The following is a 14860-nucleotide window of genomic DNA, read 5'->3' on the forward strand; positions in this document are numbered from 1 at the left end:
ATCTGAGTAGTTCCGGGCACCGTACAAGAAAATGGTGACAACCGATGACTTCGCTGGTCTATTTTTCCAGCGTGTCGGAGAACACCCACCGATTCGTTCAACGTCTCGGCCTGCCTGCGACACGTATACCCATCCATGACCGTGACGGCTCATTTCGCGTAGACGAGCCCTATGTGCTGATTCTGCCCACCTATGGTGGCGGGGCCACCGTGACAGGGCGCGACACCAGTTATGTGCCGAAGCCGGTCATTCGTTTTTTGAACAATCCACACAACAGGTCGTTGATCAGAGCAGTGATCGCGGCGGGAAACACCAATTTCGGTGAGTCCTTTTGCTATGCAGGAAACATCATTTCCCAGAAATGCCACGTTCCTTTTCTGTACCGGTTCGAACTCATGGGCACTGCCGAGGACGTAGACCGAGTACGAGAAGGCTTGGGGGAGTTCTGGAATCATCTCGAAACAGAGAAGGAGCACGGGCAGTGGCGCCAACCATCACTGACACGATCGCGGCAGGAAGCGTAGAGCGTGATGCACGCGGCGGTGATTCCACCAACGGTCTCGACTACCACGCACTCAACGCCATGCTCAACCTGTACGGCGCCAACGGTGAGATCCAGTTCGAGATGGATGTCGCCGCAGCCCGTCAGTACTTCTTGCAGCACGTCAACCAGAACACCGTGTTCTTCCACAACCTCGACGAGAAGTTGGACTACCTCGTCGAGGAAAACTATTACGAGCCTGAGGTTCTCGATCAGTACTCACGTACTTTCGTGAAGTTCCTGATCGATCACGCGTACGCCAAGAAGTTCCGCTTCCCGACGTTCCTGGGCGCGTTCAAGTACTACACCTCCTACACACTCAAGACCTTCGACGGCAAGCGTTACCTCGAGCGGTTCGAAGATCGTGTCTGCATGGTTGCGCTCACACTGGCCGCAGGCAACGAAGACCTGGCCGTCGAACTCGTCGACGAGATCATCGCCGGACGCTTCCAGCCCGCCACCCCGACGTTCCTGAACTCGGGCAAGAAGCAGCGCGGCGAGCCCGTGTCCTGCTTCCTGCTTCGCATCGAAGACAACATGGAGTCCATCGGTCGCTCCATCAACTCGGCACTGCAGCTTTCCAAGCGCGGTGGCGGTGTTGCCTTGCTGCTCACCAACGTTCGTGAGCACGGCGCGCCGATCAAGAAAATCGAGAACCAGAGTTCGGGTGTCATCCCGATCATGAAGCTTCTCGAGGACTCGTTCTCCTACGCCAACCAGTTGGGCGCGCGTCAGGGCGCCGGAGCTGTGTACCTGCACGCGCACCACCCCGACATCTACCGCTTCCTCGACACCAAGCGTGAGAACGCCGACGAGAAGATCCGTATCAAGACGCTCTCTCTGGGCGTCGTGATCCCGGACATCACTTTCGAACTGGCGAAGAAGAACGAGGACATGTACCTGTTCTCGCCGTACGACGTCGAGCGCATCTACGGTGTTCCGTTTTCCGACATCAACGTCTCCGAGAAGTACTACGAGATGGTCGACGACAAGCGAATTCGCAAGTCCAAGATCAAGGCTCGTGAGTTCTTCCAGACCGTCGCCGAATTGCAGTTCGAGTCGGGCTACCCGTACATCATGTTCGAGGACACGGTGAACCGGGCCAACCCGATCGAAGGCAAGATCACGCACTCGAACCTGTGCTCGGAGATCCTGCAGGTTTCGACGCCCTCGCTGTTCAACGACGATCTTTCCTACTCGAAGGTCGGCAAGGACATCTCCTGCAACCTGGGTTCGCTGAACATCGCGAAGACCATGGATTCGCCCGACTTCGCCAAGACCATCGAGGTCTCGATCCGCGGTTTGACAGCAGTGTCCGACCAGACGCACATCTACTCGGTGCCGTCGATCGAGCAGGGCAACAACGACTCTCACGCCATCGGCCTCGGTCAGATGAACCTGCACGGATACCTCGCTCGTGAGCGGATCTTCTACGGCAGCGAAGAAGGCATCGACTTCACGAACATCTACTTCTACACCGTGCTCTTCCATGCGTTGCGTGCGTCGAACAAGATCGCCATCGAGCGCGGCTCGTACTTCAAGGGTTTCCCGGAGTCGAAGTACGCCTCGGGTGAATTCTTCGACAAGTACACCGACCAGGTCTGGGAGCCGGCAACCGACAAGGTCCGCGGACTCTTCGCCGATGCGCAGCTGCACATCCCCACCCAGGACGACTGGCGTGAGCTGAAGGCTTCGGTCCAGAAGCACGGTATCTACAACCAGAACCTTCAGGCCGTCCCGCCGACCGGCTCGATCTCGTACATCAACTACTCCACCAGCTCCATCCACCCGGTGGCGTCGAAGATCGAGATCCGCAAGGAAGGCAAGATCGGTCGCGTCTACTACCCGGCGCCCTACCTGACCAACGACAACCTGGAGTACTACCAGGATGCCTACGAAATCGGGTACGAGAAGATCGTCGACACCTATGCTGCCGCAACGCAACACGTCGACCAGGGCTTGTCCCTGACGCTGTTCTTCAAGGACACCGCCACCACGCGCGACATCAACAAGGCGCAGATCTACGCGTGGCGTAAGGGCATCAAGACGCTGTACTACATCCGTCTGCGTCAGATGGCACTCGAAGGCACCGAGGTCGAGGGCTGCGTTTCCTGCATGTTGTAGGGGCTTCGCCCCCGTGCGCCTTTTTGGTAGTGACTGCTACCGAAAAGGCGCACAGGGGTATCAGGCCGGCGGACGGCCGGGGCCGTGCATCTTGCCGGCATTCTTCGGCATACGACCGTGTTCGGTGAGTGCGCGCCGAAGGAGAAACTCGATCTGGGCGTTGGTACTTCGGAGGTCGTCGGCCGCCCACCGGGCGAGCGCGTCGTGCACCGCAGGATCCAACCGAAGCAGGATCTTCTTACGCTCGGATCTCGGAGCTGGATCCGTGGCCATGTGGCCTTTCCTTTACTGGTAGAGCGAACCGGTGTTCAGCACCGGTTGAGCGTCGCGGTCGCCGCACAGCACGACCAGAAGGTTACTGATCATCGTGGCCTTGCGTTCCTCGTCGAGTTCGACGACGTGCTTTTCCTCGAGCTGCTTGAGTGCCATGTCGACCATGGACACCGCACCTTCGACGATTTGCTTGCGCGCGGCGATCACAGCACCCGCTTGCTGGCGCCGAAGCATCGCGCTGGCGATCTCCGGTGCATAGGAGAGCCTGTTAATCCGTGTCTCGATCACTTCGACACCTGCCGCCCGCACGCGGGCGTGAACCTCCTCCGACAAGGTGGTTGTGATGATATCGGCGTTCTCGCGCAACGAAACTCGGCCTTCGGCGTCGTACGGATAGCTGCCGGCGATATGGCGGACGGCCGCCTCGGTCTGCACCGAGACGAACTCCTCGTAGTCGTCCACCTGGAACGACGCGAGCGCAGTGTCGGCGACTTGCCAGACGACCACCGCCGAGATCTCGATGGGATTGCCGTCGGCGTCGTTCACCTTCGCCTGACCGGTCTCATGGTTTCGGATACGCGTGGAGATCGATCGACGGACCGTCAGCGGGTTCGTCCATCGCAGTCCCGGCGTGCGCAGGGTGCCGCTGTACGAGCTGCCCAGGAGCTGAAGAACTCTGGCCTGATTCGGTTGCACCAAAGTCAGACCCATCAGCAGGGGGAGTGACGCGATGAACAGCACCACTCCGACCGGAATCAGGGCAAAGAGTCCCAGAACTCCGCCTACGACGGACAGCGCGATTCCGGCCAGGAACAAAAGGACGCCGCCGAGAAGCATCCACCCGCCGGACAGGTCCCAGCCTGGGCGTTCGGCGATCGTGGTGGTGGCGACACCGGTCGGTTTCTCGGCCACGGTAGGGGTGCTGGTCATGCGAGACTCGCTTTCCATCGGTAAGTGATATTTAATTGATATCACATTTTTGATCCATGTGGAGGGGCGCGTGCGACACATGTTGTTGTGTTGGCATCGCGGACCCGACACAACGGGTAGTGTTCAGGCAAGCCAACATTCGGCAGTATCTCTCTCGCTAGGTAGGAATTATGGTCAAGCTGGTCAGTCGCGTTTCCGCCATCAACTGGAACCGCGTCCAGGACGAGAAGGACGCCGAGGTGTGGGATCGCCTCGTCAGCAATTTCTGGCTGCCCGAAAAGGTGCCGGTCTCCAACGACATCCCGTCCTGGGGAACGCTGACCGCGCAGGAGCAGCAGCTCACGATGCGTGTCTTCACGGGTCTGACGTTGCTCGACACCATTCAGGGGACCGTCGGCGCGGTCAGTCTCATCCCCGACGCAATCACTCCCCACGAAGAAGCGGTCTACACCAACATCGCCTTCATGGAATCGGTGCACGCCAAGAGCTACAGCTCGATCTTCTCGACGCTGTGCTCCACCCCGGACATCGACGACGCGTTCCGCTGGTCGGAGGAGAACCCCAACCTGCAGCGCAAGGCGCAGATCGTTCTCGACTACTACAACGGCGAGTCGCCGCTCAAGCGCAAGGTCGCCTCGACGCTCCTCGAGAGCTTCCTCTTCTACTCCGGCTTCTACCTGCCGATGTACTGGTCCTCGCGCGCCAAGCTCACCAACACCGCCGACCTCATCCGCCTCATCATCCGTGACGAGGCCGTGCACGGGTACTACATCGGCTACAAGTACCAGAAGGGCCTCGAACAGCTCACCGAGGCCGAGCGCGAAGAGCTCAAGAACTACACGTTCGAGTTGCTCTTCGAGCTCTACGAGAACGAGGTCGACTACACGCAGGACCTCTACGACGGCGTCGGTCTGACCGAGGACGTCAAGAAGTTCCTGCGCTACAACGCCAACAAGGCACTCAACAACCTCGGCTATGAAGGCCTCTTCCCGAAGGACGAGACGGACGTCAATCCGGCTATCCTGTCGGCACTTTCACCGAATGCGGACGAGAATCACGACTTCTTCTCCGGCTCGGGAAGCTCCTACGTCATCGGCAAGGCCGTCAACACCGAAGACGACGACTGGGATTTCTAGAGCGACCCGCTCGGGACTTCTAGAGCGCCTATATCAAACGAAGCCCGACTCCTGCACACGCAGGAATCGGGCTTCGATTGTCCATGGGGGAGTGGACTAGCGCAGAAACCACGCTTCCGGCTTGTCCTGCAACGCTTTTTCGAGGCGTAGCCGCGAGGTTTCCGTCATGTCCGAAGGCAGTTCGCTCGGCGCGAACCACGCGACTTCGAGGTTCTCGTCGTCCGCCACATGCGCTTCTCCGCCGGTCCACTTGGCCAGAAAGCACACGTCCAGGTACTGAGTCACGTCGCCGTTGGGGTACGTAATGGGCTCTGTGACATCGACACTCGTGATCCGAACCAATTCGGCGTCGACTCCGGTTTCTTCCTTCGCCTCCCGCACCGCCGCCGACGACGGTTCCTCGCCGGGCTCGAGAACACCGGACACGACGGCCCATTGACCGTTGTCGGCTCGGCGGGTGAGCAGGACCCGACCGTCGTCGTCGCGAATCACGACGCTTACTCCGGACAGCCAGAGCGGCGCATGACCGACCTTCTCGCGCAGGGCGACAATGAATTCCGGGATCGGCATGATCAGAATCCGAACATCACGGTTGCGGCGAGCTGTCTCGAATGTGGGAGTCGTGTTTCGTTCCGGTCAGCTCGCATATCCGTTCAAGGTTCCCTTCAAATCCGCCAATACGGCATGGGCGGCAGTCATCCCGTTTCCGTTCCAGATTTCGTCTTCCGCCACGAACACACGCCGATCGGAGGCGGCGGCGAGGTCCTGCCACTGATCGCTTTTCATGACCTCGGTGCCGTAGGTACGGCCGTTCGACCCGTCGAAGAGGACGTAGATCAAGTCGCCGTCGGCTGCGCTGAGATCGTCGGCCGGAATCGGTGCTGTGGTCGCATCGGTCAATCGCTGGGCCGGTGGGCGCCGGACGCCGACGTCACTGAGGATCTGTCCGGCGAAGGACGCGGGACCCTCGATCTGCAGGTCCTTCGAACCGAACCGAACCACTGAGGCCTGCGTCTGTGATGCATTCAATGCGTCGCCGAGTTGCACGACGTCCTGCTGGTATCGATCGAGCTCCGCCGACGCCGCCGACGAGCGGCCAAGTGCCTGACCGGCCAGCGCGAACTGCGCTTTCCAATACACGGGATCCGAGCCCGCGAACACGGTGGGGGCGATGGCGTCGAGTTGCCCGTACAAGCCGTCGGACGCCGGACTCGACCCGAGGATCAAGTCCGGCGCGGCGGCCTTCACGGCGTTGACGTCGGGTGCGCTCACGGGGCCGACGCTCGGAATCTCCGAGATGCCGAAACCGAGGTACGACGGTTGAGGCGAGTCGACACCGGTCGCGGCGCCCACTACCCGCTCCCACAGACCGAGGGCGCACACGGCGTCCATCGAGACGCTGTCGAGGACCACGATCCGTTGGGGATCGGAAGGAACCTCGGTTTCACCCGCAGTGTGTACGACTCGACGCTTCACCTCGGGGCCCGCTCCCGGGTCGGCTTGCGTCGGCGTCGGGCACGCGGTGGCGGTGTCGCGTTCGATGCCCATCACGCCGGCACCGGCGATCGACGTAGTGGTCCGGACGATGGTGCTCGCCGGATCGTCCGACGAGTCGGACGAGCAACCACCGAGGACGAGCATCGTGGCGGTGATCCCCAGGATCGAGACGCGACGAACGGACGTGCGGGCGGTCGTGCGTGAGAGAACAGACGTGCGTGAGAGAACAGACAAGTCGACGGCTTCCTGTGTGAGCGGGCGCCGTTCAGGTTAGCTGTTCGACTCAGCTGTTCTGCTTGTCCACCTCGAACGTGTCCGAGAGGTCGTCGAGAATCATGTGGGCGCCCTGGATGCTGACCGGCGACATCCAACGTGAATCGTCCACGTCGACCTTGCGTCCTCGAAGCGTCTGCCACAGCGGGCTCTCGAGGAACGGCTTCGCAGCTTCGGCGCTCTTGCCCTCGGCGTCCTGCCAGGTGCTGATGAAGATGACGTCCGCGTCGGCTTCGTTGATCAGCTCGGGGCTGATCTTCATCATGATGTTGCCGGCATCGGCGGGGTCAGGTCCCTGGTTGTCCGGGCGCTTCAATCCGGCGTCCTGAAGAACGATGCCGCTGAACGAGGTGGTGCGGTAGAGACGTGCGGTCGGTTCACCGGCGAACCGGACTACCGAGATGACCGGGTTGTTCGCCTTCTCGTTGATTTCCTTGCCGACGGCAGCCGCGCGTGTTTCGTATTCGGTGATTTTCGCCTCGGCCAGCGATTCCTTGCCCAGCGCTTCACCGACTACGCGGATGTTGTCCTTCCACGTCGGACCGGTCGTCTGGGTGAAGACGGTGGGCGCGATTGCGGAGAGCTGCTCGTAGTTCTTCCCGTCGCGGACCTCGGCGGAGATGATGAGGTCCGGCTGCAGTGCGGCGATCTTCTCGAGGCTTGCACTGCTGACCGTGCCGACCGAGACGGCGTCCGCGGCGAATTCCTCCCGCGAGGATCCGAGGTAGTCGGGCAGACCGGGCTCGCGGTAGTCGACGTAGCCGACGAGCGGGGATTCGAGGAGAAGGACGGCGTCGGTGAAGCTGTTGTCGAGCGCGACGATCCGCTGGGGTGCTGCCGGGATTTCGGTGCTTCCACGGAAGTGTTCGATCGTGCGGGGGAATGCGCCCGACTCGGTCGAGGTGGTGGTTGCAGCGGGCTCGTCGTTACTCGAGCAGGCTGGAACGACCAAGGCGATCGAGGCTGCGACAGCTACCAGCGCGGCGCGGCGGGGAAAGAATTTCACTGAATACTCCTGAGGTGAGTTAGGCGAGGGTGACCTTATCAGTGGAGGAGATGGCCGAAAACGGACACCGGCCGAATTCTTCGACGGGTACGACACGCCGATTCGGATGTGGGTTCGGACTCCCGAGGGAACATAAACCGCAGGTCGTTCGTTTGGTGCCCCCAAAAACGGATGCTCGAGTACGACGCAGAGTAGGACCGGGTCGCGGTGCCTCGGAGTCACGGTCTACGATTCGATGAGCGCAAGCCAGAAGCCGTTGTCCGCAGCCCGGGCGACGGACCCTGCGGGCGCAACCAAGGGCTCTTTGACGGAGTCTGCGGAGCGACCAAAGGCACATTCAGGAGGATCAGTGACTGCCGTAGCGCCCCAGCCAGTCCCCACGATAGCGCCGGCCAGGCCTTACCCGCCGCGGCAGGGACCCAAGGGCTCATTCATTTTCAAGATGATCACGACCACCGATCCCAAGGTGCTCGGAATCATGTACTTGGCGACTTCCATCGCCTTCTTCCTCATCGGTGGCCTCATGGCACTGATGATGCGTGCCGAACTTGCTGTACCCGGCATGCAGTTCCTTTCCAACGAACAGTTCAACCAGCTGTTCACCATGCACGGCACGATCATGCTGCTGCTGTACGCGACCCCGATCGTCTTCGGCTTCGCGAACTACATTCTTCCGCTCCAGATCGGTGCACCCGACGTCGCGTTCCCGCGCCTGAACGCGTTCAGCTACTGGCTGTACCTGTTCGGTGCGATCATCACGACGGCCGGATTCGTCACGCCCGGTGGCGCAGCAGACTTCGGTTGGACGGCGTACACGCCGCTGACCAGCGCGCTGCACAGCCCCGGCGTCGGCGCCGACCTGTGGGTCTTGGGTCTGGCCGTCGCCGGCCTCGGCACCATCCTCGGTGGCGTCAACATGGTCACCACCGTGATCTGCCTGCGCGCACCCGGTATGACCATGTTCCGCATGCCGATCTTCACCTGGAACATCTTCATCACCAGCATCCTGATCCTGCTGGCGTTCCCGCTGCTGACCGCTGCATTCATGGGCCTGTTCGTCGACCGCCATCTCGGTGGGCACATCTTCGACCCGGCAACGGGCGGTGTGCTCCTGTGGCAGCACCTGTTCTGGTTCTTCGGTCACCCCGAGGTGTACATCATCGCGCTGCCGTTCTTCGGCATCGTCTCGGAGATCTTCCCGGTCTTCAGCCGTAAGCCGATCTTCGGCTACAGCGGTCTGGTGTACGCAACGTTGGCCATCGCCGCTCTGTCGATCGCGGTGTGGGCTCACCACATGTACGCAACCGGCGCTGTTCTCCTGCCGTACTTCTCGTTCATGACGTTCCTGATCGCCGTGCCGACAGGTGTGAAGATCTTCAACTGGATCGGCACGATGTGGAAGGGGCAATTGACCTTCGAATCGCCGATGCTGTTCTCGATCGGCTTCCTGATCACCTTCCTATTTGGTGGTCTGTCGGGTGTCATCCTCGCGAGCCCGCCGCTCGACTTCCACGTCACGGACAGCTACTTCGTCGTCGCCCACTTCCACTACGTGGTCTTCGGCACGGTCGTGTTCGCCACGTACGCCGGTATCTACTTCTGGTTCCCGAAGATGACCGGTCGCATGATGGACGAGCGCCTCGGCAAGTGGCACTTCTGGACCACGTTCGTCGGCTTCCACGGCACGTTCCTCGTTCAGCACTGGCTCGGTGCCGAAGGTATGCCGCGTCGTTACGCCGACTACCTGCCCTCGGACGGATTCACGGTTCTTAACTCGGTGTCCACGATCTTCGCCTTCGTACTCGGTGCCTCGACGCTTCCGTTCATCTGGAACGTCTTCAAGAGCTACCGCTACGGCGAAGTTGTCACCGTCGACGATCCGTGGGGTTACGGAAACTCGCTGGAGTGGGCAACCACCTGCCCGCCGCCGCGTCACAACTTCACCGAGTTGCCGCGCATCCGCAGCGAACGCCCGGCGTTCGAGCTGCACTACCCGCACATGGTGGAGCGGATGCGCGCGGAAGCGCACGTCGGCCCCGGCCACGGCGGGAAGAACGCCAGCACCGTGCTCGAAGATGCTCGTCACGAGCCGCTGACAGTCGGGGACGAAGGCGACCCCGGCACCGACAGCCGCTCCTGAGCGAAGTAACACACTGAAGTAATCGCGAAGGCCCCGCCCGAGTAACGGGTGGGGCCTTTCGCTTGGCACAATAGTGACGATAAAGACGCGAACGAAGAAACGATCGGAGTTTTCGGTGGGTGCCTCTGACACCACTGTTCTGGTGACTGTGACCGGGCCGGACCGCCCTGGCGTCACCTCGGTATTGTTCGCGGCGCTGTCGCGGCACGATGTGCGTCTACTCGACGTGGAGCAGGTGGTGATTCGAGGTCGACTGACACTCGGAGTCATGGTGGCCTGCCCGAACGATCCCGAAGCGCTTCAGGAAGAACTCGAACAGGCGATGGCGACGGTCGGAATGAACGTCGACATCGAAATCGGTGCCGATCCCGGACGGCCCGCGGTGTCCACCCATGCGGTAGTTGTTCTCGGCAGCCCGGTCAATGCTCGCGCTATGCGATCGGTTGCGCGCGAACTCGCGAAGCAGGGCGCCAACATCGATTCCATCCGTGGTGTCGCCGATTATCCCGTCACCGGTCTCGAACTCAGCGTCAGTGCCGCGGATACTGTCGACGGCGACGCGAAGCTGCGCACCGGACTCGCCGAGGTTGCTGCACTCGAAAACGTCGACATCGCGGTCGAGCGCGCAGGTCTCGCTCGCCGGGCCAAGCGTCTGATCGTGTTCGACGTGGATTCGACGCTCGTCCAGGGCGAGGTCATCGAGATGCTGGCCGCGAAGGCCGGCGTCGAGGACGAGGTCCGCGCAGTCACCGAAGCTGCAATGCGCGGCGAGATCGACTTCACCGAATCACTGCACCAGCGGGTGGCCACACTCGCCGGTCTCGACGCATCCGTCATCGACGAGGTGGCAGAGAGCATCGAACTGACGCCGGGTGCACGCACCACCATTCGCACCCTGCGCCGCCTCGGATTCCACTGCGGCGTCGTGTCCGGTGGCTTCCGCCAGGTCATCGAAGGCCTCGCACACGAACTCGAACTAGACTTCGTACACGCCAACACCCTCGAGATCGTCGACGGCAAGCTGACCGGACGTGTGATCGGTGAGATCGTCGACCGGGCTGCGAAGGCCGTGGCGCTGCGCAAGTTCGCCGATCAGGTCGGTGTGCCGATGGAACAGACCGTCGCCGTCGGTGACGGTGCCAACGACATCGACATGCTCAACGCTGCGGGCCTGGGTGTGGCGTTCAACGCCAAGCCTGCGCTGCGTGAGGTAGCGGATGCGGCTCTGTCGCACCCCTTCCTCGATGCTGTGCTGTTCATTCTCGGTGTGACTCGCGACGAGGTCGAGGCGGCAGACGCCGTCGACGGTGGCGTACGACGCGTACCGATTCCATGAGTTCCGATCCAGCAGTCACCTCCGATCCAGCTGTGACTTCAGATCCAACTGTGATGTCCGGCCCCGATTCTCGGTGGCGCCAGCGTCACGCGGTGCTGGCCGCTGGATACGGTGGGCAAGACGATCCTGCGGATCCGGCGCTGGTGCTGGCGATGCCGATCGTTCTCCATATTCCGAAGGCAGACCCGCCGAAGCGCACTGCACTGCTCGAGGCTGCGGCAACCGCGGCAGTTGCGCTGTGCCTGGACGAACGCGTCGGGTTCACCGAAGACGGGGAACCCGGCCCGTGGCACGAGGATTATTCAGCCTGGGTGGGCGCCCGGATCCGGAAGGTGTCTCGTCGAGCGCGAGGTGCTCAGTGGCTTGCGGCGCAGGAGGTACCGGGCATCACCGTCGACGTGGATGGTGCCCAGGCGCGGGCGTTGGTTCCCGGGCCGGTCGGAGAACTGGACCCCCGAATCAAGAAGTTGCAGATCGGTGGCACCGATCTCGAGCACGACGAACCCGGACCGCCCGAGCCTGGACTGCCGGTGCTGTGGATCGACGCGGCGCTCGAGATGACGGTAGGCAAGGCGTCGGCTCAGGTCGGCCATGCCTCGATGTTGTTGGCAGCGGCCATGTCCGAGGAACAATGCTGGACCTGGGCGCAGAACGACTTTCGCTGCTCGGTCCGCGACGCAAGTCCGAAACAGTGGGCCGAGGCGGTAGATCGATTGAAGAAGTCGGAGGCCGTCGCGGTTCGTGATGCAGGGTTCACGGAAGTCGCACCGGGTTCCATGACAGTCATCGCGGTTCCGTAAGACTCAACCGACCAGTCCAGTATCGGCAACTTGGCTATGGATGAACAGTCCAGTGGCCTTCAGGATGGTCGAGTGTTGATACGGAGATTTGCCTCGCTGTTCGTCGGTCTGTGGTTGTACGGGTTCTCGATGGCCATGATGATCACAGCGGGGCTCGGCCTCGATCCGTGGGATGTGTTTCATCAGGGTGTGGCCGAGCACGTTTCGCTCAGCTTCGGCGTGATCACTGCAATCACCGGTGCGGTGGTACTGCTGCTCTGGATTCCGATCCGTCAGCGCCCAGGATTCGGCACGGTCGCCAATGTCGTGGTGATTGCCATATCGGTGGATACTTCACTGGCCTTCTTGCCGGTCTTCGATTCCATGCCAGTTCGCGCTGCCATCATGGTCGGGGGAATTCTCCTCAACGGACTGGCCAGCGTTCTCTACATCGGCGCCGGCATGGGGCCGGGTCCTCGCGACGGATTGATGACCGGACTGGTCGCTCGCACCGGCCTGTCGGTCAGGCTCGTGCGTACCAGCATCGAAATCGCGGTCCTCGCTACCGGATGGCTTCTCGGTGGAACCGTTGGCGTCGGAACCGTGTTGTACGCCTTCGGAATCGGACCGACCATTCAATTCCTGATCAAGGTGCTACCGGATTCCATGACAGCAGCGGTGACCGGCGGACGTGCCACCGAACGTAAGGCCAAGACCGTGGGTCCGGTCAACGAAATTTCGGTGCCGACGGAAACTTCCGCGGTCGAGGCAGGCTCTCCGGTGGGTGACGCCGAATCGAACGATGCAGTCAAGGTGCCGTCGAACCATTCCGGAGTTCCGACGGTGACTTGAGTCGGTCCGCCGGAATGCAGGATCAGGAGCCAACTGTCGTCACCGAGAGGGCGCCCGGTCCGCGTGTGGGACCGAACGTCGGCGCCATCGATCCAGGCCTGCAGGGTTCGGTGAGCCTCGTCGTACCACGCGGTGTCGTCGAACTCGATGCCGGCAGCGTCGAACCAGACGAGGTCCGGGTGTTCCAGTCTTCTTCTGCCTTCGAAGAATTCGGGCTGACGCAACGCCGGTGCCGCTCGGCGTAGTCCGAGAGCTCGGGAGACGAATCGCACCAACGACTGATCGGCGCTCGTCCAGTCCAGTGCCCACGACTGTGCAGGGGAGGCAAGAGCGGGAACACAGTACGCGTTGTTGTTCCCGCCCAGGCTGTGGCCGAACTCGTCACCGGCGGTGAGCATCGGTGTACCAGTCGACAGCACAAGCGTGGCGAGCAGCGCCCGTACGTGGCGCGCCCTGGCGTCCTGAATTTCGGGATCGGTGCTCGGACCTTCGATTCCGTGGTTGAACGAATCGTTGTGATCGGCGCCGTCGCGATTGTCTTCACCGTTGGCCTCGTTGTGCTTATGGTCGTATGTCACTAGATCGGCGGCCGTGAACCCGTCGTGCGCGGTGACGAAGTTGATCGATGCCCAGGGGCGACGGCCGCTGCCGGCAAAGATGTCCTCGGAACCGGCGAGGCGCGACGCGACCTTCCGGACGCTGGAGCCGCCGTTCCAGAACTGGCGAATGGTGCTGCGGTACTTGTCGTTCCATTCGGACCACTGGAGTCCGAAGTTTCCGACCTGGTATCCGTCGGCAGTCGCATCCCAGGGTTCGGCGATGAGCTTGCACCGAGTCAGTACCGGATCGGAGGAGATAGCCGACAGGATTGACGCGCGCTGGTCGAAGCCGCCGCCGCGCGGCCGACCCAACGCGCTCGCGAGATCGAATCGGAAGCCGTCGACACCCATTTCGGTGGCCCAGTAACGGAGGCTGTCGGTGATCATGCGGACGGCGATGGGGGAGCAGGCGTCGACCGTGTTGCCGCACCCGGTCAGATCGATGTCGCGGCCGTCTGTGTCGAGAAGGTAGTAGCCGGGGCCGTCCAAACCTCGCCAGCTGACACTGATTCCGTCGACGCTCTGCTCGCAGGTGTGGTTGTAGACGACGTCGAGGATGACCTCGATGCCTGCCGCGTGAAGTGCGTCGACCATGATCCGGAACTCGGTGACTTCGCTGCCCGGCGTTGCCGCGTATCCGGGATGCGGGGCGAAGTACGACGCCGTCGAGTAACCCCAGTGGTTGCGCATCCCTCGCTCGCGGACGCTGTGTTCGGTCAGAAACGCCTGCACGGGAAGCAGTTCCACGGCGGTGACGCCGAGTGCGACGAGGTGATCGATCACAGCCGGCGCGGTCAGACCGAGGTACGTTCCGCGGTGGGCAGCGGGAACTCCTGGATGCGTGGCGGTGTACGAGCCCACATGCAGCTCGTAGATCACGCTTTCCTCCCACGGCGTCTCGAGGCGGGCGGCGGCGGGCACGAGGCCTGGAGTCACCACGGACAGTGGCACGTGGCCGAGCGAGTCGAGCGTCGACGGGTCGCCGAAGGGATCGTCGGCGTACGACAGCAGGGCACGGTGATCACCGAGTTCCCCCTCGATGCGGCGCGCCCACGGATCGACGAGCAGCTTGTGTGGATTCAGTCTCAGCCCGGCGCGCGGATTCCACGGACCGCTCGCCCGAATTCCGTATCGCTGCCCCGCACCGATCCCGGCGATGATTCCATGCCAGATTCCGTACGTGTGTTGCCGAAGTTCGACGCGATCTTCGTTTCCGGCCTGGTCGATCAGGCAGATGTGGACGCTCGACGCGGCCGGGGCGTGGACCGCGAACTGGGTTCCGGAGTCCACGATGTGGGCGCCGAGGGGGAACGGAGACCCGGGCGTCGGGGTGTGAGTTTCGATGAGAGGCGACACGCAAGATGATCCTGCCGT

The 14860-nt window shown here is 62.1% G+C and carries 12 protein-coding genes and 1 pseudogene; 7 read left to right on the forward strand and 6 right to left on the reverse strand.

Going from position 1 to position 14860, the window contains the following annotated elements; all coding sequences use genetic code 11:
• Nucleotides 1-44: 44 nt before the first annotated feature.
• On the forward strand, nucleotides 45-524 hold the full coding sequence (gene nrdI, locus ACWF6P_RS25650; protein WP_230812772.1) for a class Ib ribonucleoside-diphosphate reductase assembly flavoprotein NrdI: 480 nt from the start codon (nucleotides 45-47) through the stop codon (nucleotides 522-524).
• Nucleotides 482-2665: a class 1b ribonucleoside-diphosphate reductase subunit alpha gene (gene nrdE, locus ACWF6P_RS25655; RefSeq protein WP_378449137.1), complete on the forward strand. Its 2184-nt coding sequence runs from the start codon at nucleotides 482-484 to the stop codon at nucleotides 2663-2665. The genes nrdI and nrdE overlap by 43 nt, the downstream gene beginning before the upstream one ends.
• A gap of 60 nt (nucleotides 2666-2725) precedes the next feature.
• On the opposite strand, the gene ACWF6P_RS25660 is transcribed toward nrdE, so the two are convergent.
• Complete coding sequence (locus ACWF6P_RS25660; protein ID WP_003944723.1) at nucleotides 2726-2938, reverse strand: hypothetical protein; 213 nt, start codon at nucleotides 2936-2938, stop codon at nucleotides 2726-2728.
• Between the two features lie 12 nt (nucleotides 2939-2950).
• Nucleotides 2951-3868, reverse strand: a complete 918-nt coding sequence (locus ACWF6P_RS25665) for an SPFH domain-containing protein (RefSeq protein WP_378533891.1) — start codon at nucleotides 3866-3868, stop codon at nucleotides 2951-2953.
• A gap of 170 nt (nucleotides 3869-4038) precedes the next feature.
• On the opposite strand from ACWF6P_RS25665, the gene nrdF reads away from it, so the two are divergent.
• Nucleotides 4039-5004 carry a class 1b ribonucleoside-diphosphate reductase subunit beta gene (gene nrdF / locus ACWF6P_RS25670; protein WP_003944744.1) on the forward strand — a complete coding sequence of 322 codons (966 nt, stop codon included), beginning with the start codon at nucleotides 4039-4041 and terminating at the stop codon, nucleotides 5002-5004.
• Between the two features lie 96 nt (nucleotides 5005-5100).
• Here the strand turns inward: nrdF and ACWF6P_RS25675 are convergent, their stop codons facing one another.
• The 3 genes from ACWF6P_RS25675 to ACWF6P_RS25685 form a co-directional block, all read right to left on the reverse strand.
• On the reverse strand, nucleotides 5101-5574 hold the full coding sequence (locus ACWF6P_RS25675; RefSeq protein ID WP_452622970.1) for an NUDIX hydrolase: 474 nt from the start codon (nucleotides 5572-5574) through the stop codon (nucleotides 5101-5103).
• A 66-nt stretch (nucleotides 5575-5640) separates the two neighbouring features.
• Nucleotides 5641-6735, reverse strand: a complete 1095-nt coding sequence (locus tag ACWF6P_RS25680; RefSeq protein WP_452622971.1) for an iron-siderophore ABC transporter substrate-binding protein — start codon at nucleotides 6733-6735, stop codon at nucleotides 5641-5643.
• A 49-nt stretch (nucleotides 6736-6784) separates the two neighbouring features.
• Nucleotides 6785-7780, reverse strand: a complete 996-nt coding sequence (locus tag ACWF6P_RS25685) for an ABC transporter substrate-binding protein (protein ID WP_042450041.1) — start codon at nucleotides 7778-7780, stop codon at nucleotides 6785-6787.
• A 349-nt stretch (nucleotides 7781-8129) separates the two neighbouring features.
• Between ACWF6P_RS25685 and ctaD the strand changes: the two genes are divergently transcribed.
• From ctaD to yczE, 4 genes are all read left to right on the forward strand, one after another.
• On the forward strand, nucleotides 8130-9920 hold the full coding sequence (gene ctaD / locus ACWF6P_RS25690; RefSeq protein ID WP_020907234.1) for an aa3-type cytochrome oxidase subunit I: 1791 nt from the start codon (nucleotides 8130-8132) through the stop codon (nucleotides 9918-9920).
• Between the two features lie 115 nt (nucleotides 9921-10035).
• Entirely contained in the window at nucleotides 10036-11256 is a 1221-nt protein-coding gene (gene serB, locus ACWF6P_RS25695; RefSeq protein ID WP_020969288.1) for a phosphoserine phosphatase SerB, read from the forward strand.
• Nucleotides 11257-11309: 53 nt separating this feature from the next.
• Nucleotides 11310-12056: a peptidyl-tRNA hydrolase gene (locus ACWF6P_RS25700; protein ID WP_378648712.1), complete on the forward strand. Its 747-nt coding sequence runs from the start codon at nucleotides 11310-11312 to the stop codon at nucleotides 12054-12056.
• Between the two features lie 36 nt (nucleotides 12057-12092).
• Complete coding sequence (gene yczE / locus ACWF6P_RS25705; protein WP_378648718.1) at nucleotides 12093-12887, forward strand: membrane protein YczE; 795 nt, start codon at nucleotides 12093-12095, stop codon at nucleotides 12885-12887.
• Here the strand turns inward: yczE and glgX are convergent.
• Nucleotides 12800-14842: pseudogene (gene glgX, locus ACWF6P_RS25710) on the reverse strand (glycogen debranching protein GlgX); the annotation flags it as partial. The gene yczE and the pseudogene glgX sit on opposite strands and share 88 nt — an antisense overlap.
• Nucleotides 14843-14860: the final 18 nt, after the last annotated feature.

It is taken from the genome of Rhodococcus sp. NPDC055024, from assembly GCF_053608585.1.

What these genes read in the sequence shown, in the direction of transcription:
- nrdI (WP_230812772.1), top strand. Translation starts at nt 45, where the DNA reads ATGACTTCGCTGGTCTATTTTTCCAGCGTGTCGGAGAACACCCACCGA.
- ACWF6P_RS25660 (WP_003944723.1), bottom strand. Translation starts at nt 2,938, where the DNA reads ATGGCCACGGATCCAGCTCCGAGATCCGAGCGTAAGAAGATCCTGCTT.
- ACWF6P_RS25665 (WP_378533891.1), bottom strand. Translation starts at nt 3,868, where the DNA reads ATGACCAGCACCCCTACCGTGGCCGAGAAACCGACCGGTGTCGCCACC.
- nrdF (WP_003944744.1), top strand. Translation starts at nt 4,039, where the DNA reads ATGGTCAAGCTGGTCAGTCGCGTTTCCGCCATCAACTGGAACCGCGTC.
- ACWF6P_RS25675 (WP_452622970.1), bottom strand. Translation starts at nt 5,574, where the DNA reads ATGCCGATCCCGGAATTCATTGTCGCCCTGCGCGAGAAGGTCGGTCAT.
- ACWF6P_RS25700 (WP_378648712.1), top strand. Translation starts at nt 11,310, where the DNA reads ATGTCCGGCCCCGATTCTCGGTGGCGCCAGCGTCACGCGGTGCTGGCC.
- yczE (WP_378648718.1), top strand. Translation starts at nt 12,093, where the DNA reads ATGGATGAACAGTCCAGTGGCCTTCAGGATGGTCGAGTGTTGATACGG.